The sequence below is a fragment of the Paenibacillus sp. FSL H7-0942 genome, assembly GCF_045040715.1.
Lineage (GTDB): Bacteria > Bacillota > Bacilli > Paenibacillales > Paenibacillaceae > Paenibacillus > Paenibacillus amylolyticus.
Map to the genome: position 1 here is coordinate 1,180,748 of NZ_CP150279.1, position 19,301 is coordinate 1,200,048.

At 45.3% G+C, this 19,301-nt stretch carries 18 protein-coding genes; 11 read left to right on the forward strand and 7 right to left on the reverse strand.

What is annotated here, in order from left to right:
- Positions 1–89: 89 nt before the first annotated feature.
- Positions 90–980, forward strand: a complete 891-nt coding sequence (locus MHI48_RS05245; RefSeq protein WP_405143272.1) for a phospholipase D-like domain-containing protein — start codon at positions 90–92, stop codon at positions 978–980.
- Positions 981–1,498: 518 nt separating this feature from the next.
- Here the strand turns inward: MHI48_RS05245 and MHI48_RS05250 are convergent.
- Genes MHI48_RS05250 through MHI48_RS05260 form a run of 3 tightly spaced genes read right to left on the reverse strand, consistent with a single transcriptional unit; the run spans position 1,499 to position 4,477 of the window.
- On the reverse strand, positions 1,499–2,260 hold the full coding sequence (locus MHI48_RS05250; RefSeq protein WP_405143274.1) for a MerR family transcriptional regulator: 762 nt from the start codon (positions 2,258–2,260) through the stop codon (positions 1,499–1,501).
- Complete coding sequence (locus MHI48_RS05255) at positions 2,235–3,161, reverse strand: DUF2268 domain-containing protein (protein WP_405143276.1); 927 nt, start codon at positions 3,159–3,161, stop codon at positions 2,235–2,237. Before MHI48_RS05255 ends, MHI48_RS05250 begins: the two co-directional genes overlap by 26 nt.
- Positions 3,162–3,220: 59 nt before the next feature.
- Positions 3,221–4,477: an MFS transporter gene (locus MHI48_RS05260; RefSeq protein ID WP_405143278.1), complete on the reverse strand. Its 1,257-nt coding sequence runs from the start codon at positions 4,475–4,477 to the stop codon at positions 3,221–3,223.
- A gap of 275 nt (positions 4,478–4,752) precedes the next feature.
- Between MHI48_RS05260 and MHI48_RS05265 the strand changes: the two genes are divergently transcribed.
- Both MHI48_RS05265 and MHI48_RS05270 read left to right on the forward strand, forming a co-directional pair.
- On the forward strand, positions 4,753–6,051 hold the full coding sequence (locus MHI48_RS05265; RefSeq protein WP_405143279.1) for a galactokinase: 1,299 nt from the start codon (positions 4,753–4,755) through the stop codon (positions 6,049–6,051).
- Positions 6,052–6,218: 167 nt separating this feature from the next.
- Complete coding sequence (locus tag MHI48_RS05270; RefSeq protein WP_405143281.1) at positions 6,219–6,500, forward strand: hypothetical protein; 282 nt, start codon at positions 6,219–6,221, stop codon at positions 6,498–6,500.
- A 103-nt stretch (positions 6,501–6,603) separates the two neighbouring features.
- Here MHI48_RS05270 and MHI48_RS05275 read toward each other — a convergent pair whose 3' ends face one another.
- Positions 6,604–7,140: a hypothetical protein gene (locus MHI48_RS05275; protein WP_405143283.1), complete on the reverse strand. Its 537-nt coding sequence runs from the start codon at positions 7,138–7,140 to the stop codon at positions 6,604–6,606.
- 139 nt (positions 7,141–7,279) lie between these two features.
- On the opposite strand from MHI48_RS05275, the gene MHI48_RS05280 reads away from it, so the two are divergent.
- From MHI48_RS05280 to MHI48_RS05290, 3 genes are all read left to right on the forward strand, one after another.
- Positions 7,280–7,642 (forward strand): hypothetical protein, encoded by a 363-nt coding sequence (locus tag MHI48_RS05280; RefSeq protein ID WP_405143285.1) that lies wholly within the window; start codon positions 7,280–7,282, stop codon positions 7,640–7,642.
- A 263-nt stretch (positions 7,643–7,905) separates the two neighbouring features.
- Positions 7,906–8,487 carry a hypothetical protein gene (locus MHI48_RS05285; RefSeq protein WP_405143287.1) on the forward strand — a complete coding sequence of 194 codons (582 nt, stop codon included), beginning with the start codon at positions 7,906–7,908 and terminating at the stop codon, positions 8,485–8,487.
- Positions 8,488–8,490: 3 nt separating this feature from the next.
- Entirely contained in the window at positions 8,491–8,994 is a 504-nt protein-coding gene (locus tag MHI48_RS05290) for a hypothetical protein (protein WP_405143289.1), read from the forward strand.
- 84 nt (positions 8,995–9,078) lie between these two features.
- Here the strand turns inward: MHI48_RS05290 and MHI48_RS05295 are convergent, their stop codons facing one another.
- From MHI48_RS05295 to MHI48_RS05305, 3 genes are read right to left on the reverse strand one after another with little or no spacing between them, the layout of a single operon-like run.
- Complete coding sequence (locus MHI48_RS05295; protein WP_405143291.1) at positions 9,079–10,242, reverse strand: Ger(x)C family spore germination protein; 1,164 nt, start codon at positions 10,240–10,242, stop codon at positions 9,079–9,081.
- Complete coding sequence (locus MHI48_RS05300) at positions 10,239–11,741, reverse strand: spore germination protein (protein ID WP_405143293.1); 1,503 nt, start codon at positions 11,739–11,741, stop codon at positions 10,239–10,241. Before MHI48_RS05300 ends, MHI48_RS05295 begins: the two co-directional genes overlap by 4 nt.
- On the reverse strand, positions 11,713–12,834 hold the full coding sequence (locus MHI48_RS05305; protein WP_405143295.1) for an endospore germination permease: 1,122 nt from the start codon (positions 12,832–12,834) through the stop codon (positions 11,713–11,715). Before MHI48_RS05305 ends, MHI48_RS05300 begins: the two co-directional genes overlap by 29 nt.
- 195 nt (positions 12,835–13,029) lie before the next feature.
- On the opposite strand from MHI48_RS05305, the gene MHI48_RS05310 reads away from it, so the two are divergent.
- The 5 genes from MHI48_RS05310 (at position 13,030) to MHI48_RS05330 (ending at position 19,154) form a co-directional block, all read left to right on the forward strand.
- A complete protein-coding gene (locus MHI48_RS05310; RefSeq protein ID WP_405143297.1) occupies positions 13,030–13,923 on the forward strand; it encodes an NAD(P)-dependent oxidoreductase in 894 nt (297 codons plus the stop codon).
- Between the two features lie 278 nt (positions 13,924–14,201).
- Entirely contained in the window at positions 14,202–14,933 is a 732-nt protein-coding gene (locus MHI48_RS05315; protein WP_076319386.1) for a nuclease-related domain-containing protein, read from the forward strand.
- Between the two features lie 266 nt (positions 14,934–15,199).
- Positions 15,200–16,090: a hypothetical protein gene (locus tag MHI48_RS05320; RefSeq protein ID WP_405143299.1), complete on the forward strand. Its 891-nt coding sequence runs from the start codon at positions 15,200–15,202 to the stop codon at positions 16,088–16,090.
- A 227-nt stretch (positions 16,091–16,317) separates the two neighbouring features.
- Positions 16,318–18,093: a sensor histidine kinase gene (locus tag MHI48_RS05325; protein WP_405143301.1), complete on the forward strand. Its 1,776-nt coding sequence runs from the start codon at positions 16,318–16,320 to the stop codon at positions 18,091–18,093.
- Positions 18,090–19,154 carry a response regulator gene (locus MHI48_RS05330; RefSeq protein ID WP_340389235.1) on the forward strand — a complete coding sequence of 355 codons (1,065 nt, stop codon included), beginning with the start codon at positions 18,090–18,092 and terminating at the stop codon, positions 19,152–19,154. The genes MHI48_RS05325 and MHI48_RS05330 overlap by 4 nt, the downstream gene beginning before the upstream one ends.
- Positions 19,155–19,301: the final 147 nt, after the last annotated feature.

The following is a 19,301-nucleotide window of genomic DNA, read 5'->3' on the forward strand; positions in this document are numbered from 1 at the left end:
TTAAGGGTCTTTTTATTGTGATCAGTGAGTTAAATCTCTTACTATGCTACTATTCTGAGACATAAGATCAATAAAAGTGAGGGTGGACAATGGATAGGCTCATTCATTCTAATATTAAACAGCGACTAAATATGGAACTACTAAATACACATAGTGAAATCTTGATAATATCTGCTTTTGTAAAGTTAGATGTGGTCAAATATATTGACAGCGTGTTATCTAACAATTATATAAAAAAAAGTATCTTAGTAAGATTTAAATTGGCTGATCTTATATTAGGTGTTACAGATATTGAACTTTACAGCTACTGTAAAGAAAATGGATGGAATCTTTATGTGAATAATGAACTTCATTCTAAAATATATGTATTTGATCAAAAACGCATAATGATAGGGAGCGCTAATGCAACAGTTCGGGGGATAGGTTTAGGAGAAAAATATAATATTGAATCAATGGCTTTAATTGATATAAACAAGGATGAAATGGATAATATTATCGATCTATTTAGAATATCTATGGAATTAAGTGAAGAGCTATATAACCTTATGATGATAGATTATAAGAATTCTAATATATCTGATAAAGAGATTGATTATAATTGGAGCTTTAATATTAAGGCTTTTTATAAAAATAATTATTTGTGGATTAAAGATATGTTTTTTAGTCATTCACCTACTGAATTGTGTCAACGTGATGTAGATATACTCAAATTGAATTTCGATTATAATTTAATTAATATTAGAAATCAATTTTTACAATCAAAACCTTATATATGGCTAAAATACACTGTGTTAGATGAAACATTTTTCGGTGAGCTTAGTCAAAATCTCCATAATTCATTATTAGATAATCCTAAACCTACTCGGAGAGAGTTGAAAATACTGTTAGACCATTTACTAAACTGGGTTATTGAACTAGAAATTGAAGAGTTTGAAGTGAGTAAGCCAGGCTACTCTCAAAAAATACGCCGTGTGTACTGAATAGTTTTGATGATATCTCCTGCACGGCACAAAGTGAATGAGACGAACACCTTCAGTTAACTAATTAGATAGTTCATAAACTTATATTGATACTGTGAACTCGTATTAAATGTAAGAATGAATCTAGGGAGAAATTTTGGGGATATAACGGTTACCTTTCTGTAGAAAAACGTAAACTATCTGATTAGCCTCATCAAAATGAAAGCCCTAGAAATGAGATTGGCAGAGGTACCTGTGAAGGTTATAGATAAGCTCGGAATACGAAATGAGACGCAATTAGAAACGTGGATGAGATGGTATCCAAAAGAAGAATTACATCGCTTAGAGCAACCGGATATTTGGATGAGGTGGAGCAGCAACGAATGAGTAGATGGTTAAGGCTGTAAGGAAGGTGTAACTACTTCTAATTTGAAACGGAAGTGTGAGCAATTGAATAAACGAAAAGCTCATCCTTAATACCATTTTTGAAGTAAATACGTTTTTCATACTCTTTTATAGTAAATTCTCCTACCACACAACTACTCACCCTCCACATAAACCATAATAGCTTCATACAAAAACCTCAAAAAATCCTCATTGCCAAACTGACCAAAATAACCCGCATAACGGCGATCCGTCGCATAGGCTTCTGCAATACACCTCAGAATCTCATCATCACAGACCATAAACTGTTCCAGACAACTTTTCCATTCACGCACTAACGCTTGCACCTCACCAGAAGCAGGGGACAGATCCTGATGTTTCGCCAACTCCCGAAATACTTGCTCCATGTTGACCGAGAACTGCTGGTAAGCTTGTTCTTGCTCTTCCACAGACAGCTGGCTCACATTAGCTTCGAATTCCTGATATTTCTCGGTATCTCCATATACAAACTTCGCCTCGGATTCATATTGTTCTTGGATGGGCAGAATGGAAGAGTTGTCAAATAGATTAAGATGAGAGATATCCGTCCCATCTACATACTCATCCAACTGGTCGATGATGGTTTCGAGCTTTTGTTTGCGTTGAACGAGTGTGCTACGGTGCTCTCTTAGGATATCTTTTTGTTCTTCTTTGGAAAGTTGCATCATGGCCGCAATGTCTTTTAATGAGAAATTCATTTCTTTGAACAACAGAATCATCTGCAGATTCCCCAGTGCCTCTTGATCGTAATACCGATAGCCATTGTCTTCGACTTTGCTCGGTTTTAATAGATCTGTTTTATCATAATAATGTAATGCACGTTTGGTGATGCCAGTGATCTGAATGATATCTTTAACGGTGAAATAGGGTGTCTTCATTCCAAAAATCCTTTGTTTCAGCAAGAATGACACTTGCCGGAGTGATGGTTGCTTCGGTGATCGGTGTACCTGTTTTGTTCAGATAATATTTAATTAAGTGATAACCGCAAGAATAGCCAGCCGCATAGGGCATACCTACGGGCGTGAAGTTTTGCATGATGGCAAGTTCATCGCCGTACAGATACGGATTAATTTGGTCAAAACCGGTGACATACAGCTGATCTTTCATTTTTGGCTTGATAACGTTATTCAAAGTTTCCATATCCGTCTTGGCTACCCAGGGTCCTAACAACTCTTCTCCATACAGGGATGTCGCAAAGCTCTCAGCCAACCCCTCGCTAACAACCATCTCGCCAAGCGTAATCTGCGGACTCCACTGGATATATTGATATCTCACATTATGATTGCATTCATGGGCTAACACGGATTGCATACGAGGTAGAGTATACCCATTGGGGATCAGGTTCGCAATAATATAACCCGGGATTCCACCATCTCCGCTGATGCCTTCGTTCATGGTGAGTGATGGACTGTTCTTATCGCCTAATAAAATCGTATATAGATACTCGGAGACCGATAGCTCAATCCCGTGATCTGTAAAGGTGGATAGACTCGTACAAACAGCTTCATGACACTGTTGCCAAAATGCTTCGGACGAAATCGCTGCTAACGATTTGTTAATCTCAGGTGTAATATCTGCTGGAGCGATATTCATAAAGTTATTCATCATGATCACATCGAAGCCGTGAGGCTCTTGAGAGCGAAACGGGATCTGTTGTATGTTCCATTTGTTCATGAAGGGACTCATCATTCGCTCGCGGTATAACTCCAATTTCTCATCGGGTGCAGCCTGGATGATCTCCTCATAGATTTTATCTGAACGTAACGCGGTAATCTTCATCCTTAATCTCTCCTTCATGTAAGCTTGAGATCATTATCAAGTATGACCTAACGTAACAGTCAAGCGTTGATGTTACGCTGCTGGCTCTCTGAGTGATTCTTCATCTTCATTGCGAATATCAGACCAGACAGGATATAGATCAGGCTTAACAAGAGATAAGGGAGTTGCAGCGAGAATACGCGATCAAAAGTCGTTTCACTAACCCGCACCAATAATCCGCCGAGAAGCGTACCAATGGCACTAATGCCAAAGGATAGAAAGCGAAACACACTTCCGACCCGGCCAAGCAGCTCATTAGGAACGGAACGTTGCAGGATGGAGGAACGGGTAACATTGTAGACAATAATGAAAAATGCAGCACAGAAGTACAGTCCACCTACCATATAAGCATTCGTGGTTAACCCCACCACACCGTAGATGATTCCCATGCACAAAATGGAGGAGATAATCAATTGTTTTGTACTCCATCTCTTACGCATATAAGCCACAGCCTGGCTCCCTACAATGCTGCCGATCGTTGCAATGGAGATGAGAATACCGAATGCAAAAGCATCCAACTGAAGCACATCGCGTACAAAAAAGATCTGAGTAGCCAGAATGATCGAATACATCAGCGTAATGGTGACAGACAGAATGACTAGTCCGCGGAGAAAACGATCACGATAGACATATCGAATACCGGACCACATCTCTCGTTTCCAATTCTTCATCGGGCGAGTTTCCTTCTTGGTTGTTTCCGTATCCCCTGGGTAGAAGTTTCCCTTCAAACTGATCAAAAAGAGCAGAGCAATAACAGCCGTTACAGCGTCTATGGCAAAAGGAAAAACAATATGCAGGGTTATAATGAACCCTCCCAGAGCAACGCCCAGAATATCACTTGTGATTAACTGTCCCGCGGTGAATTGCCCATTGGCTTTTTCCAACTTACTCTCATCTACCAGTTGTGGGATGATCGTCTGCACCGTACTGTCAAATACGACTCGGCTAAGACCAATCCCAAACATGAACAGGGCCAGAATCGGAATGCTCACCCATCCTCCCCAGATACATAACGTCAGGACAAGGAGAAGGATCATTCGAGTAAAGCCTGCGCCAACAAGCATATGTTTGCGTGAGTAACGGTCGATGAGGACACCTACTGGCAGACTGAATAGTAGCCAGGGTAAACGAAGTGCCGTCATGGTGATGGAGGCATACAGCGTATCGCTCGTAAGTGTTGATATGAGCCATGGAACCGCAGCAAGTGTAAGTCCATCACCCAAGAAAGTAAGCGAAAATGCACCAAATAACTTGGTATAGTTCGACTTGATTTTCATCGTTCCCTCCATCAATAAGATGTTAAGCATAGCAACTTTGAGGTTGGAAAATAATGTGTTTTCACTTAAACCAAATTTAAGTTATTCTAAAATGGTTTTCAATCCTATTTTTACAACAAATAACTTCACAAAACGCTTACAAACTTTCAATTCTACCCTACCTTTTCCGCTACGAAGCTGAGATAATGGGAGAGGAATAAGGCATGAAACAGACACAACAACCATGTTCACCAACAGTCTAAAAATAAAGCTGCATATCCATAGGAGGATTATTAATGACGACACAACCATTGAATCTGATCCAATCCACGGAGGGCCAAGCGTTGCTTGCCCAAATGTATGGACAATCACAAGTAGAAGAACAGACTGCACGTTACACAAAGCTGAACGCAACGTTCGAAGAGTACTTCGGCCCGCAAGAGGGAAGCAAGTTGTTCAGCGCAGCAGGACGCAGCGAGATTGGCGGCAATCATACGGATCATAACCATGGTAAAGTGCTGGCGGGCAGCATCACGCTGGATACACTTGCGGTGGCTGCGCCAACGGCAGAATCGGTTATTACTTTTTATTCGGAAGGCTACGACAAGAAATATGTAATCGATCTCACGGATCTCACGCCAAATACGGAAGACGATGGCACAACAGCATTGATTCGCGGTATGGCTGCGGGATTCGGAGAGTTTGGATATAAAATAGGCGGCTTCCAGGCGTACCTCTCAAGTAATGTGTTCTCAGCATCTGGGGTGAGTTCCTCGGCTTCATTTGAGATGCTGATCTGTACGATTTTGAATCATTTCTATAACGATGGAGCACTGGATGTTGTGACTTTGGCCAAAATCGGTCAGTATGCGGAGAATCACTATTGGAACAAACCTTCGGGTCTGCTGGATCAGATGGCTTGTGCGTACGGCGGACTCATTGCTATTGATTTTGAAAATCCTGCACAGCCAGTCATCGAGCCTGTTCAGTGGGATTTCCAACAAAACGGTTACTCATTGGTCATTGTGAATACGGGCGGTAACCACGCCGATCTGACAGAAGATTACGCTGCTGTGCCATATGAGATGAGAGCGGTTGCTCAGGCGCTCGGCAGTGAGTATGTTCGGGAAATTACAGCTGACGCAATCTACGCCAACCTCAAGAAGGTTCGTGAAGCGGCTGGGGATCGTGCCGTGCTGCGTGCGCTTCATTTCCTGGAGGAAAACAATCGTGTCGATGGTCAGGTTCAGGCGTTGCGTGATGGACGTTTTGCTGATTTCTTGAAACTGATTACGGCGTCCGGTAACTCATCATGGAAGTGGCTGCAGAATGTATATCAGAGTGGTGCTGTGAAGGAACAGGAGATTGGCATCGCGCTGGCACTGACCGAGAATTATCTGCAAAACCTGGGTGATGGCGCTTGTCGTATTCATGGTGGTGGATTCGCAGGGGTAATTCTGACGATCCTTCCAAACGAAAAAGTAGAAGAGTATATGTCTTGGATGCACGACATGTTGGATACGCCGATTATCGTCGTTAATGTGCGTGCACAGGGTGCGGTATGCTTGAATGCATTGATCGCTAACGCGAGCTAAATAGCACTCAGATAAATAGTTCTAACATAATTCAACGAAGTCCGGGCTATGCCCGGGCTTTTTGGGTTGTTCATTTTTTTGAAAAAACTTCAAACCTTGAAGGTCTGTAATGTGTTATTTAAGTAGTGGCTATATCTCAATAATGTTCTCATGGGAGGAAGTGTCAGATGAGTACACCTACAGTGGCTGGGCAGGAAGAGGCTCAATTATACGAGGAGTTGCGGCGTGCGATCGATGAATTCGAAGAGGGCGAGCAGCGGCAAATAGTTCTCAATCGGATGATCAAACAGCTCAGGTTCGCCAAGTGGCGCAAAGACCGGATGCGCAAAGTCGATGCATACTGTCAAAAGATCAAGCCCGCGACACTTTGGATCATATTAGCCACAGGCGCACTTGCACCAGTCTTGCTGTTTAGCATGTTCATCTGGGTATCGTTGTGGGTGGAATGAAGCTGTAGAGAAGAGGGATAACAATATGAAGTTAATAAAAAGAACCGTTAACCATCGGATTATCGTATTCCGACTGTAACGATTCTCTGAACTATCTTTAGGCTTAGTGGGACATTTGCGTAGATTTATCGTCTAAAGATTGCACTTGTCCCTGAATATATTGGTGGTAATCGCGGAAGCTGCTGATGTGATGCAAGGAATCGGAATTTTCGGACTGAATCTTAATTTTACCGTCCTGAGGCAATTTTTTCATCTCAGCAATGACGGATTTGGAACCTTGGATATCACCGGACATGTCTTGAATTCGCTGTAATAATGCCGGATGTCCTTCATGTTGGAGCATTTCGGCGAGCGGGCGCATTTCCTCCAACTTTTGGCTCGACCGTTCAAGTGTGGTCATCACTTTGTCTCCATCTGTACTTGCGCTAAGCGAGACCATTCGGTGAATATGGTCTTTCTCCATACGTTCAAGCGCCTCCAGATGGGAAGCTTCCAGTCGTTTGGGATCGCTCCAACTCTCTGATCGAACGGTGTCATTCTGTTGCTGGGATGCATTATTCGCAGTGCCATTACCACAGCCCCATAACAGAGTTGAGCAGGTTAACACGGCTCCAACGGCGATGATACTTTTTAACCTCATGCTGTCACTCCTTCGATAATTTCCTGAAGGTAGTATGAGCAATAATATCCAAAATCATGCTTCATCTTGTGATAAATGTAGCAAATGACCCCAATAAGTGAAGTTACAATTGCAACGTTATGTAGTGAGGTGAATCTTTATGAATCTTTATACTAATAACATATGCCGCTGGACCATTAACCTCCTGTATCCTGCCATTATCTTTGTATTTCAGAGCTGGGGACCGATAGTGGATTCTTGGACAGGTCCTATTTTGTTCGTCGCGGTTTTCTGCTTTCTGTGGAGCGATGTGAAAGACTTATTCCTCTCGACAGGATTGACATGGTTTATTGCCATTCCGTGTTGGTGGTATTGGATTGAGCGTCCTAAACCATCATTCGGTGCAGAACATTTTGCCGCACATCTATGGTTAATTGTACTTATGTATATTGTCTTTGTGCTCATTCCTCAGACCTTAATCCTGACTACTCGGTTGCGGGTAATGCATTATTATAAGAAGTGAAAGTTAGATGAGAGTAGGCGGCCGTTGGTCGTCTTTTTAAATGAAATGAACGCATGGGGGAGAGTTCGATTGTTAAGCAAAGATATAACAAGAAGTAAAGGAGAACGAAAAGATACCTCTTTCCTTACTGGATCATGCAGTTTCCATTGTTATGGATTGCTGCATGGATGCTGGTAGATTACTTCGGGGCAGCACTATCTGACATACCATTTCTACGATAATTAATTGTTTATAGAGATTCAATTTTAAGGAGAGGTTAATCTATGCCCAAGACAAGCAACCGTCGACGGGTAGCGTACGTGTTGTTCTTTGTATTGGTGGCTCTGTTTTTGATACGCTCTTGTGGTCCGCAGGACATCGACACAATCTTAAGCGAAGAAGGTATTCCCCCAGAACAGGTAAAGCTAGTTACAACTATTGAAACGCGAACACAAATGGTATTATATCAAGATCTCACTACGAATAACCTGACTCCTGCTTTGATTCAGCAAAAGATGTGGTTCTCCGAACTGGCCAGAATAGGCGGTGGTCTGCAGGATAATCCGGTCGAGCCGCTTTCTTCTCATATATCAGGATACGAGGAGTCTAAAGGCAAAATGATCTATATTATATACGGGTATCTCCACGATGCTGACATTACCCAGGTGCATATTCGCTACGAACCAAATCTGGCCTCTTCACGGTTGGAAGCGGAAATCGTGGAATCATCTTCCGATCAATCCAACGGGAGGTTGTGGTATGCGGTAATCCAGCAGCCGATTCACGAGATGATATGGGACATAAAAGGGTTGAACGACGAAGGTCACGTCATCTACTCATCTCTCGATAGTGAGGTTAGGAGGTAACATATGAGTCGTTTAAAAAGAATCAACAAGCCATACTTCATCTTCCTCATATGGAATGTACTCATGATCGGCGCTGTTCGTGGATTAACCTTCCAGCATGAGCCTGGTAGAGGAGTGTCTGGTAACGGTAACCTGGGACTTCTGGTGTTATTCCCATCTCTTCTGACCTTCCTGATTCTATGTATCTGGACGACAACTTTGTCCAAATGGTGGTTGTACGATCAGCGTCAGCGCTGGGGAGGAAAGGTGCATGTCTGTGTACCCTTGATTGCTCTACTACTGTGTGTGTTGTCAGTCTTTCTGGAGTTACGTATCATCGATGACTTACGTATGCAACTCAATGGATTTACGAATGATCCGAATTCGGCAGTATACCGTTTTGGTTGGCTGAACCAATACACGAACACACTATTTTACAACGTGCCGATCCTGCTGTTCGGCCTGTCTCTCTCAATGCTGACAGGCTGGCTGATGGAATGGAAACTTCGCAGTCATAGATCCGCATGATTCGAATTGCAAACGAACGACATCCATCTACACAAACCCCCCTTATCCGGCTGCATACCGGACAAGGGGTGTTTCGCGTTCTGGCTACACTTTCCTTTTATATTTCCCTGTATATGGGATGGTGAGATGGATTTTCAGATCTTTAATCGAGTCTTCGGTAAGCATCATCTTGCTCCCGTTGTTGGATAACTTACGCCAGAGTTTCGGATTTTTGCGATACAGCTTCTCCTGAAGACCGTAAATATCCACACCACGCTCAAGGCCGTGACGATAGGTCTGCATGATCTGCTCCCGCAACTTCACTTCACTAATCTGGATCATCTCTTCATACGAGGTGGGCACCAGGTATTCGTACAGGGCGGTGAGGTAGTGGGCATCAATGTTGAACGTAACGTCTTCACCCTGAATGACAGGTTTAATTTTGATCTTTGGTAATCCTACACTGAGCGCCCCGTAGATCGTTCCATCCTTCTGGACAAGTAGAGGGGCCCGTCGCATGTCTTTGATTAGCCAGTGATAACCGGGAAGCTGACTGCGTGGAAAGTATTCAAAGTCATAACCAGTCTTTTCGAAAAAGGCCCCTTCCACCAGAAACAAATCATGTTTCTTCTCATTCTCAGCCCACTGGGTATTGTTCAATGCAAGACTCGGCAGATACGTCGTGGTAGCGGGATCATTATGTGTTGCAATGAGCTTAAAGCTAAGCACAGGCGGGTACAACGATTCTTCCATATAAGTGGGGAGCGGGTTGTGAAGAATGCTGTCCAGTGGCGACATATTATAGATGGACGTTGCACTTAGGATTTTCTCCAGAGGCTCTCGTGTTCCATACACCCATGTTGTATAACGGGATTCTGGAAATCGTCCCAGCATGTCGAACACTTCTTTGATATGTTTGCTGGTCAGCACACCTTCCGCCATAACGATGGCTGTCACATGCCCCCAAGCCATGTGTAATTGAGCCGTACGGAACAGTTCGTTCAGCGCCAGACTCATGGTTTTCCCTTCGGCATGTCCGACCCATACAGGCGGTGTATCTGCACTTTTGGTTGAACTTTCACTTTTGGCGACACTGGCAAAATCCAGCGTTTGTACATACAGGTGGTACATGCCGTCCTTATAATCAATCCCAAAGGCTTTGGCGTAGTCTACCTGTTGAATCTCAAAGGCACTCCAGCACCCACTTGTCATCACGCACATCGATAGGCTTAACAGACCTAGCATATATCGCCGCAACAAACGCTTCATCGTTCGTTCCCTTTCTTGCGGGGCTCCTGGGTCTCGAGATAGACGGGTCTTCGTTTACCTAGCCCCTTTGGCAGTTTGAATAATGAAGCTATCGCTTGTTTGAAATGAAGCGGTGTTAACGGCGTGAGATACGGAATGCCAAATGATTTGAGATCGGTCAGGTAGATGAGGAACATAATCAACGACAGGATGAACCCATAGATACCGAGGGATGCCCCCAGGACAAAACAAAGGAACCGCAGGATCAGCACAGAACTGGTCATGACCTGATTCACAATGGTTGCTCCAGCTACGACGGTAACTGCGATGATGACAATCATGAGGGGAGAGACCATGCCAGCTCGAATGGCGGAATCTCCGATAATCAGACCTCCAACGACAGTTAGCGTCTGGCCGATGGCACTTGGCAAACGCACCCCTGCCTCACGGAACAGCTCCATCAGCAGCATAATGAGAAACATCTCCATTCCCGATTCCATCGGAAGTCCCATGCGTCCAACCGATATCGTTGCGACTAGAGGAAAGGGGATCTGATCCATATGAAAGGATGTCAGCGCAATATAAAAGCCAGGCAGGAACACGGTGATCATCAGGCCAAGAAAGCGCAGCATCCGTCCTACGTTCACAGCCAAGAAGGGGAAGCTGGCATCCTCCGGTGATTTGAGCAAAAGAAACAGATTGACGGGCCCAATAATGGCGCTGGGATTGCCGTCTACAATGAGGATAAAACGTCCGTTGAGAAGACATTCTGCAGCAAAGTCAGGCCTGCCCGTATAATGGGTGACGGGAAACAAAGTAATCTTCGAAGGTGACAGCAATTCTTCCAGTTCATTGGCGGTCAAGATGCGTTCGGTCTCAATCTTACGCAACCGATCCTGGACGTCTTCGATCAGCTCCGGATTGGCGATATTCTTGATATACATCAATGCCACCTTGGTTGCAGAACGTGTACCGATCAGTTCGATATTGCAAGCCAGTTGGTTCGTACGCAGACGGGTGCGTATTAAGGCAACATTGACGGCAAGGGGTTCAATGAACCCATCTCTTGCCCCGCGGATCGAAACTTCGGTGGTCGATTCCTCCGGTGTCCGAGTAGGGATGTTAGATATATCAATACTCCACATGGTTTGCAGGGAAGGAATACAGATCAACATATGGCCTTCAAAAACACGGAGAGACATCAGTTCAGTTCCAAATGCCGGATCTTGCAGATCCATTCGGGTCCAATCTAGGCTGATGCACTTTTCAATATCGGATGTACGGATAAAGTGTGTATTTTCATATGTTCGTCTGAGTTCAGGGAGAATAATATCGTAGATCGCTTCACTATCTACCATACCGCTGCAATAGGTCATAAGGAGTTGCATCGGAGGTTCTCCGATCATATGACTATTGATGATGACATCATCAGATCCGGCAAAAAAGGTATTCAGGTTATGCTCGTTCATTCGGAACGGTTCAACGTCAGGATTATTCTTGGGTTGGGTTGAGATCGGCACGTTCGGGAGCCTCCTTGTCCTTTTTGTGGATTAATGCGGCAATGGTTAATATTACGGTAACGATGGATACATAAGCGAGCATGACCGGGAACTGAATATGGTCCACATAATAATCCACGTAATCAATGCGCCACCATTGCATCGCCATGAAGCTCATGATGACGGTAATGGTGAGAATCGCGATATATCGTTTCTTCGGTCTGCGGAAATTCAGCAGATCCACGATGAGATACATGGATATGGCGACCCTTGCGAAGGAACCACTGAGCCACTGATAGATGGACAGAAAATCAACGTGTTGCAGCAGCTTGCCGATATTCACAAGTTTCCATTGCTCATAGGGACTGTTCCGTTGTTTGGCTGCTTCTTCAGGACCAAACTCCACGATGGCTCCGATCGTGGGACCGATCGCCATACTGAGCATAAACACGCCAAGGATCAGAACATGCCACCAACGAATTTTGCCTTTGACTTCATGTTGGAACAACATAAGAATCCAGATTTCCATAAGCCCGGCAAGAGAGTAGATCATGCCCCGCCACACGGGACCCATACCGTTCTCCATAATCGGGAACAATAGACTGTAGTCTTTATATTTCATATTGGCGGACATTACAAAATAACCAAGCAAAATGACAAAGGGCAGCAGCAGACTGGAAGTCATCGCGATGGAGCGTATGCCTTTAGCCGCTGCCCACGCAGCAACCAGTGCTCCGCCACCTGCCAGAACATAGGGAGGTGTGAATTGAAGATACGTGGATACGGTCCAGTTGGTTGTTTCATACAGCGTATGCGTGCCAAGCGTAAACAGCAGAATAGAAGCGGAGATCCGGAAGATCCAGGAAGGGACCGGTCCGAATTCTCGGGTAATCCAATCTGTTAATCGCTGTCCACGTACACGGCGAATAATGATGTACATCATACATAGAAACAACATGAACAAAGGTCCTGCCACCACGACAGACAACCATCCATCTCTGCCTGCTGCTTCGAGAATTCCTGGAATGGACAAGACATGGCAGACCAGTCCGGCACTTAATAAAATGATGGAAAAGGACAACCAAATGGTAATTTGACCTTTTTCACGACTCATGCGAATCCTCCTTTCCAATGAAGGAAGTTTCCGTTAGGTTGTACAGCATACAGGAAGTTGATTCCTTTTTCAGATTTTTTCACAGAAAGCTGCAAGCGATATGGACGGACTACGCAGAAAGCTTTAACATACAGATATAGCAATGTCGAAGACAAGCACTGAGCGAAGCATAGAGAAATAGGGAGGAAACCTGCGATGACAAATACAACGAAGGCACCTGGAGAGACAAAAGTTGGATTTATTGGTACAGGCGTGATGGGTAAAAGCATGGCTGGGCACATCCAGCAAGCGGGATATCAGCTGCATGTGTACACGCGAACTGCTGCCAAAGCGGAAGCGTTGGTGAATGAGGGTGCCGTATGGCATGACACACCAGGCAAACTGGCTGCTGCGTGTGATGTCATCATCACGATGGTAGGGTATCCGAAGGATGTGGAGGAGATCTATCTCGGTGAGGATGGACTCGTAGCGAATGCCAAACCGGGTTCATATCTGATTGATATGACAACATCCAGTCCGTTACTGGCTGCACGAATCTTTGAAGCTGCGGAAGCCAAAGGACTGCATGCACTGGACGCGCCTGTGTCGGGCGGTGATATCGGAGCGCAGAACGCGAAATTGTCCATTATGGTTGGTGGTAGTTCGGAGGCCTTTGAAGCCGTGTGTCCGCTGTTTGAGCAGATGGGCACCAACATTGTGTTGCAAGGCAAGGCGGGAGCCGGACAGCATACCAAAATGTGCAACCAGATTGCCATTGCCTCTGGCATGATGGGTGTATGCGAAGCACTTGCCTATGCCAAGACGTCTGGTCTGGACGCGGAGACCGTGCTGAAGAGCATTGCTACCGGTGCAGCCGGAAGCTGGTCGCTCAGCAATCTCGGTCCGCGCATGATCGCAGGCGATTATGAGCCTGGATTCTATGTGAAACATTTTATCAAAGACATGGGAATTGCACTGGAGTCTGCAAAATCGATGGGCATGAAAACGCCTGGGTTGGCCCTGGCCGAATCCCTGTATCAGGAAATAGCGAATAATGGGCTGGAAGAGAAGGGTACTCAGGTGCTCTACACCTATTATCTTCAGGCTTAACAACCAAGAGAACAGCAGCGTATTCTTTTTCTATTCAGGAAAGGGTTGCGCTGTTTTTTTTCAATTTTGCGGTTTGTTTATGCGTCTAAAGTCACGAAATTGGTTAAATGTTCATATGTACTTTGCGTATTGGAGAGATTTTGATCGTTTTCCCTTTATTTTTACCCCGCTTTATCCGACATAAGTAATAGAAGTTTACATAATGAATGTGTCAAAGGATGTTATTCCTCCTGTAATGGTCACCCGTAACCCACACTATAATAGAACGGAGCTTGCCCATGTTCAAGAAAATCCTGTCTCTGTTCAAGACACAACCAGAGCTTGCGAACCAGATTACAGCCTCCGCTTCAGCGTTGCCATCAACGACAACCATTCCCCCGCGTATGGTCCGTAGTAAGCGCAAGAAAAAGGCGGAAGGGGATTGGATACGCCAGCCGGAGGAGCCTAGTACAGCAGATCAGCTGATAGGTCTTCCAAGTCAATATAAAGTGCTGAACGACCTGCTCGTTACCAATCCGAAGTCACGCTCCGGTTATTCGCAGATTGATCATGTCGTGATCGGTCCTCGGGCAATCTTTGTGATCGAAACCCGAAATCTGACGACAGGTGAGATTCGCGGCGGAAGAAGAGAGGCCAATTGGTCGGTCAGCAGCAGCCGGGTCAAAATGTACAATCCACTTATGCAGCATCGTGCACATGTGGAAGCCATTCATGCACACCTCGGAGACTACAAAAGAGTACGTCTTGTCTCCATGGTGACCTTCACCAACCGTTGCCGCATCAGTGTTGATCCTGCTGTGAGGTATGTGAATTCGGATGAACTGATCATCTACGATCATGAGTTGGTGGAAACGATTCAGCGGAAGACGGAACGACTTGAGAGTGAGGTTCCCGAAACCGTATTTCAAGAGAAAGATATTCAGGCGATCTACGCTCTGTTATCATCGGTTAATTCCACGGATCCTCAGATTCGGTCAGAGCATATGGAGAAGGCTAAAGGGATCAAATAATTACGCTTTACGAACACTGTTGTCCATACGGGCGGCAGTGTTTTTGCGTTGCGGTGGTAGTTAATGCGCGCCTAGTAAAAGGCTTTAGACACAGGTATATCGTCGTATACAACCGGTTTTTAACTTATGATAGAATGTAGACCATGTCCAATTGTGTGAATCAAGCATGTTATATGAAAGGATATTTTTGTAAGTAGGTGTTCAAGTCTTGGAGCCAGAGGTTAATGGTTCTCAGGAATATACATACGATAGGGGAAGATTATACGATGAAATGGAATTATACGATAAAGACGTTCACAGTTATGCTTGGTTTGGCAGCGATTCTGACAGCTTGTGGTGGCGGAGCGAAAGAGACGTCATTGCCGGAGTCTGCTTCCGGTACAGAAGTTGCTTCATCAGAAACAAGCAGCTCAAATGCTGCTGTAACAGAAACCGCAGCAACCGGTTCGAATGAGAGTGAGGAGACAGGTTCAACTACAGACGAATCTTCTTCAACGGACGACGGTAAGATTGGAAAGGACTCCACATTGGAAGAGTTGAAGCAGCAGTATGCGGATAAACTCGGTTATATCCGTATTCCCCTGAATGATCATCCGGTGCGTCGGGTTAGTGAGGAAGGTTCCAAAAATATTAATGTGGCCAACTATAGTGATGCCGTTGTGGACATGAATGCAGAGGTTCCAATTCATTCCGATTCGCAGCGGTTAATTGATGATGCCTTTCCATTTTTCACAACCGTACAAGCACCTGATGAATCTTATATAACTTGGGAAGAAGCAACCAATCTGGAGCGTGCCATGGTGAAAACACTGTTTATCGCCCGTGAAGGTCTGCTAATTACTGAGGATGCGATGAAAAATAAGGATTATAGCAGTACATCATTCCAGGATTCGATGGATTTCTTCAGGGTCACAGCGAAATTTGAATCCATGGCACCTGTTGCACAGCATCCGCGTGACATCACGTTGAGTACGCTATACGACAAAGCCCGCACGTCGTGGGGCAAGCTTGCTGCGATGGACCCGGAGCAGGATGAAGCGGCGTTTGCCGAGATGTATAAGACGACGAGAACCGATGCCAATAATGCCATAGGGTTGCTTAATGTTCTGTTGTCTACCAATGAGGAAGAACGGATCAAAGAGATTTACGGGGAATAAAAATGCCGTGATCCAGAGTTAATCTGGATCATCCCGGTAACATGTCTGGATCACATGCCTTCAAACTCTGACTACCGCTTGAAGCGGGGTCAGGGTTTTTCTGGTATTTTCCAATAGGTGTATGATATGTTTTTAGGAGTCAGACATGTACGGAATATAGGTGAGGTGTGTGAAAGATGTGGTGGATGAACTTTTGTAAACGCTTTAAATTTAAAACGAAGCTTATCTTGTTTTTATCTACCGCAACGGTCTTAATCTCCGGAATCACAGGGTTGATCACCTATCGCATCCATATCGACCTGTTCAATGAAGAGGTCAGTCGCCAGTATAGTCTTACCGCAGAGCAGATTCTTGCACGTCTGGATTCCAGGGTACACGACATGTATAAAGTCACCGATTATATCACACTGAATCCCTCCGTAAAAAATGCCATCAAAGCACAGACCTCTGGCATCTCGTCCTATGATCAGATGAAGCTGGAAGATGAACTGGATGATCAGTTGTATCAGGTAAGGCTGGATGCACCGGAGATCATGGGGCTCCGCATATATGACCTGAAGGATAACATATTTAATCTCGGCGCCTTTGCTGGCTCATTTCAACAGATGGATCCTTCCTATCTGGCAGAGATGGTTCATAGACTGGAAGGAACGGGCGGCGAATATGGTTGGAATCGTTTGGGGCCGGATGCCTTCTTGCAGGAGGAACAATCCAATTGGATTCTGGCGGGACGATTAATGCGGTCTGTTGATCTGGAGACCTATGGCGTCATGCTAATTCTGTTTAACACCTCGTTGTTCGAATCGTATCTCAAAGATCTGCGACTGAATGAGGAAGTTGCTGTCTACTTGTTTGACGCAGATGGTGAGCTTCTATATGCCTTTCATAATCAGGATGCGGATCCACCACCACTTACCGAGCTAAGCCTAGGGGCGACGGAGATCAGGGACGAGCAGGGAACAACCCAATTGTATACGAAGCAAACGTCAGACAAAGCGGGCTTCACCCTGGTCAGCAAGGTCTCACTGGCTCAGATTCAGAACAAGGGAAAGATTATTGTAAAAGTTGCTGTGTTCTCTGCGGTAGCCAGCATATTATGCTCCTGGTTTATCATTACCGTAATTAGCGGCAGACTGTTGCGTCCACTTGCGAGTCTAGTCAACGCGATGAAAAGAGTGCGTGATGGACAGTTCGATACACGGGTACGGATCGAGACACGGGATGAGCTCGGTTTCATCGGTGAACGATTCAATGCAATGGCTTCCCGGATTGATACGCTTATACATGAAGTGTACGAGCGCGAACTCAGTGAAAAAGAGGCTGAACTCAAAGCTATTCAGGCCCAGCTGAATCCCCATTTTCTGTATAACACGCTGAGCATGTTTTTCTGGAAGTTCTATATGCTTGGTGATGAGAAATCGGCTCGCCTGGTCACTGCCTTGTCCGAGATGCTGCAGTATACGCTGGAACCCGTGCAGCAACTGACGACCGTTCAGGATGAGATGAAGCAAATAGATCACTACCTGCAGATTCAGCAGGCCCGGTATCAGGAAGCCTTGTCGATTGAAATTGCCGTTCCTGCTGAATTGCTTCGCTGTCAGGTGATCCGGCTGTTGCTTCAGCCCATCGTGGAGAATGTTTTTGTTCATGCCTTCTCGGACAAAAGGAACAACCGCCATCTGGAGATTCGTGGCTCGCGGCAAAACGGGCATGAAGGAGAGCCGGATCTGCTCATCATCGAAATTTCAGATAACGGCTGCGGCATGCACGCATCGGTCATTGAACGCATTATGAAGCCAGTGGCACATGCCGATGAGGAACGTCAGCACATTGGCATGCGGAGTGTACTTCGAAGAATTGAGTTGATTCACGGTGAACCCTACGGTGTACAGATCGAGTCGACTGTGGGAGAGGGTACGCTAGTACGTCTTTGTTTGCCTTATCAGATCGGTGAGGACTTATGCCGGGAAATTCAGGTGACTGAGAGGAGTAGGTTCTGTTGAATGGACGTATGCTTGTAGTGGATGATGAAGCATTATTTCGTCAGGGTCTGATTCATCTGGTTCGCAATAACCCCCTCGGTTGGGAGGTTGTTGGGGAAGCGGCCGATGGAGAAGAAGCGATACAGGCTGTACACAGCTGCACACCTGATCTAATCATTACGGACATCAACATGCCTGTGATGGATGGTCTAGATTTGGCTGAACGCATACACGAGAGTGGACTGGACATTATGATTATCATTTTGACAGGTTATCGAGAGTTCGAATATGCACAGCGTGCCATCCGATATGGAGCAATTGAATTTTTGTTAAAGCCGTTCTCGCTCGATGAAGCATGCCAGGTGTTACAAAAGGCACATGAACGATATCGCCGAAAACAGTCCGACATTCGGATCAGGGAACAATACAGCCAGGTGGACCGTACCGAGAGACTGCGAGAGGAACTGACTTTGTTGCTGCTCCACCATCAATTCGGATCGATAATGAATCGGATCGAGATGTTGCTAGAAGAAGCGTCCGGGATGAGCTTGTCACAAGGCAAAGCGGAGATTCATATGCTTATGAAGGTCATGACGGACTTACGGGTACAACAGCTTCAGCCTCAGGAATCCAGTGGTATGGACTCAACTGCCCCAGATCCACTACTCTGGATTCATACCATACCTGAAGTCATCGCTTGGGCCAGATGCAAGAGCGAAGAGTGGGTGGATATGATAATGCGGCTAACTCAGGAACAGCAGGATCATGTCGTTACACGAGTTATACAGTATATTGAAATGAACTATTCCAGCACATGTACGTTGCAGGCCGTGGCTGCCCATGTTCATGTGACTCCCAACTACTTAAGCCATTTGTTCAAAAAAGAGACAGGACAAGGCTTCAGCCAATATGTCAGCAAGCGCCGAATTGATAAGGCGAAGCTGCTGCTGCACAGCACTCGGCAGAGTATGGCAGATATCGCGGAACTGACCGGGTTCGATAACTCCAGTTATTTTACAACCGTATTCAAACAGATGACGGGGGTATCACCCCGCGAATATCGCAAGCAAGTAGCCAAGTGAAGTGCCCGGTAGCAATCCCCCTCGAACTGCTGCAGGGTCTCAAATTAAAGAGAAGCCTTCTCTTAATATCTGTTCGTTTCCAAGGTCAACCCCACCATGTGGGGTTATTTTTGCGTAGAAAATTATAAAAGGATCGTTAAATAACAA

Excerpts from the sequence above, each read along its gene's own strand:
- MHI48_RS05245 (WP_405143272.1), top strand. The coding sequence starts at position 90 with ATGGATAGGCTCATTCATTCTAATATTAAACAGCGACTAAATATGGAA.
- MHI48_RS05250 (WP_405143274.1), bottom strand. The coding sequence starts at position 2,260 with ATGAAGACACCCTATTTCACCGTTAAAGATATCATTCAGATCACTGGC.
- MHI48_RS05255 (WP_405143276.1), bottom strand. The coding sequence starts at position 3,161 with ATGAAGATTACCGCGTTACGTTCAGATAAAATCTATGAGGAGATCATC.
- MHI48_RS05260 (WP_405143278.1), bottom strand. The coding sequence starts at position 4,477 with ATGAAAATCAAGTCGAACTATACCAAGTTATTTGGTGCATTTTCGCTT.
- MHI48_RS05265 (WP_405143279.1), top strand. The coding sequence starts at position 4,753 with ATGACGACACAACCATTGAATCTGATCCAATCCACGGAGGGCCAAGCG.
- MHI48_RS05270 (WP_405143281.1), top strand. The coding sequence starts at position 6,219 with ATGAGTACACCTACAGTGGCTGGGCAGGAAGAGGCTCAATTATACGAG.
- MHI48_RS05275 (WP_405143283.1), bottom strand. The coding sequence starts at position 7,140 with ATGAGGTTAAAAAGTATCATCGCCGTTGGAGCCGTGTTAACCTGCTCA.
- MHI48_RS05280 (WP_405143285.1), top strand. The coding sequence starts at position 7,280 with ATGAATCTTTATACTAATAACATATGCCGCTGGACCATTAACCTCCTG.
- MHI48_RS05285 (WP_405143287.1), top strand. The coding sequence starts at position 7,906 with ATGCCCAAGACAAGCAACCGTCGACGGGTAGCGTACGTGTTGTTCTTT.
- MHI48_RS05290 (WP_405143289.1), top strand. The coding sequence starts at position 8,491 with ATGAGTCGTTTAAAAAGAATCAACAAGCCATACTTCATCTTCCTCATA.
- MHI48_RS05295 (WP_405143291.1), bottom strand. The coding sequence starts at position 10,242 with ATGAAGCGTTTGTTGCGGCGATATATGCTAGGTCTGTTAAGCCTATCG.
- MHI48_RS05305 (WP_405143295.1), bottom strand. The coding sequence starts at position 12,834 with ATGAGTCGTGAAAAAGGTCAAATTACCATTTGGTTGTCCTTTTCCATC.
- MHI48_RS05310 (WP_405143297.1), top strand. The coding sequence starts at position 13,030 with ATGACAAATACAACGAAGGCACCTGGAGAGACAAAAGTTGGATTTATT.
- MHI48_RS05315 (WP_076319386.1), top strand. The coding sequence starts at position 14,202 with ATGTTCAAGAAAATCCTGTCTCTGTTCAAGACACAACCAGAGCTTGCG.
- MHI48_RS05320 (WP_405143299.1), top strand. The coding sequence starts at position 15,200 with ATGAAATGGAATTATACGATAAAGACGTTCACAGTTATGCTTGGTTTG.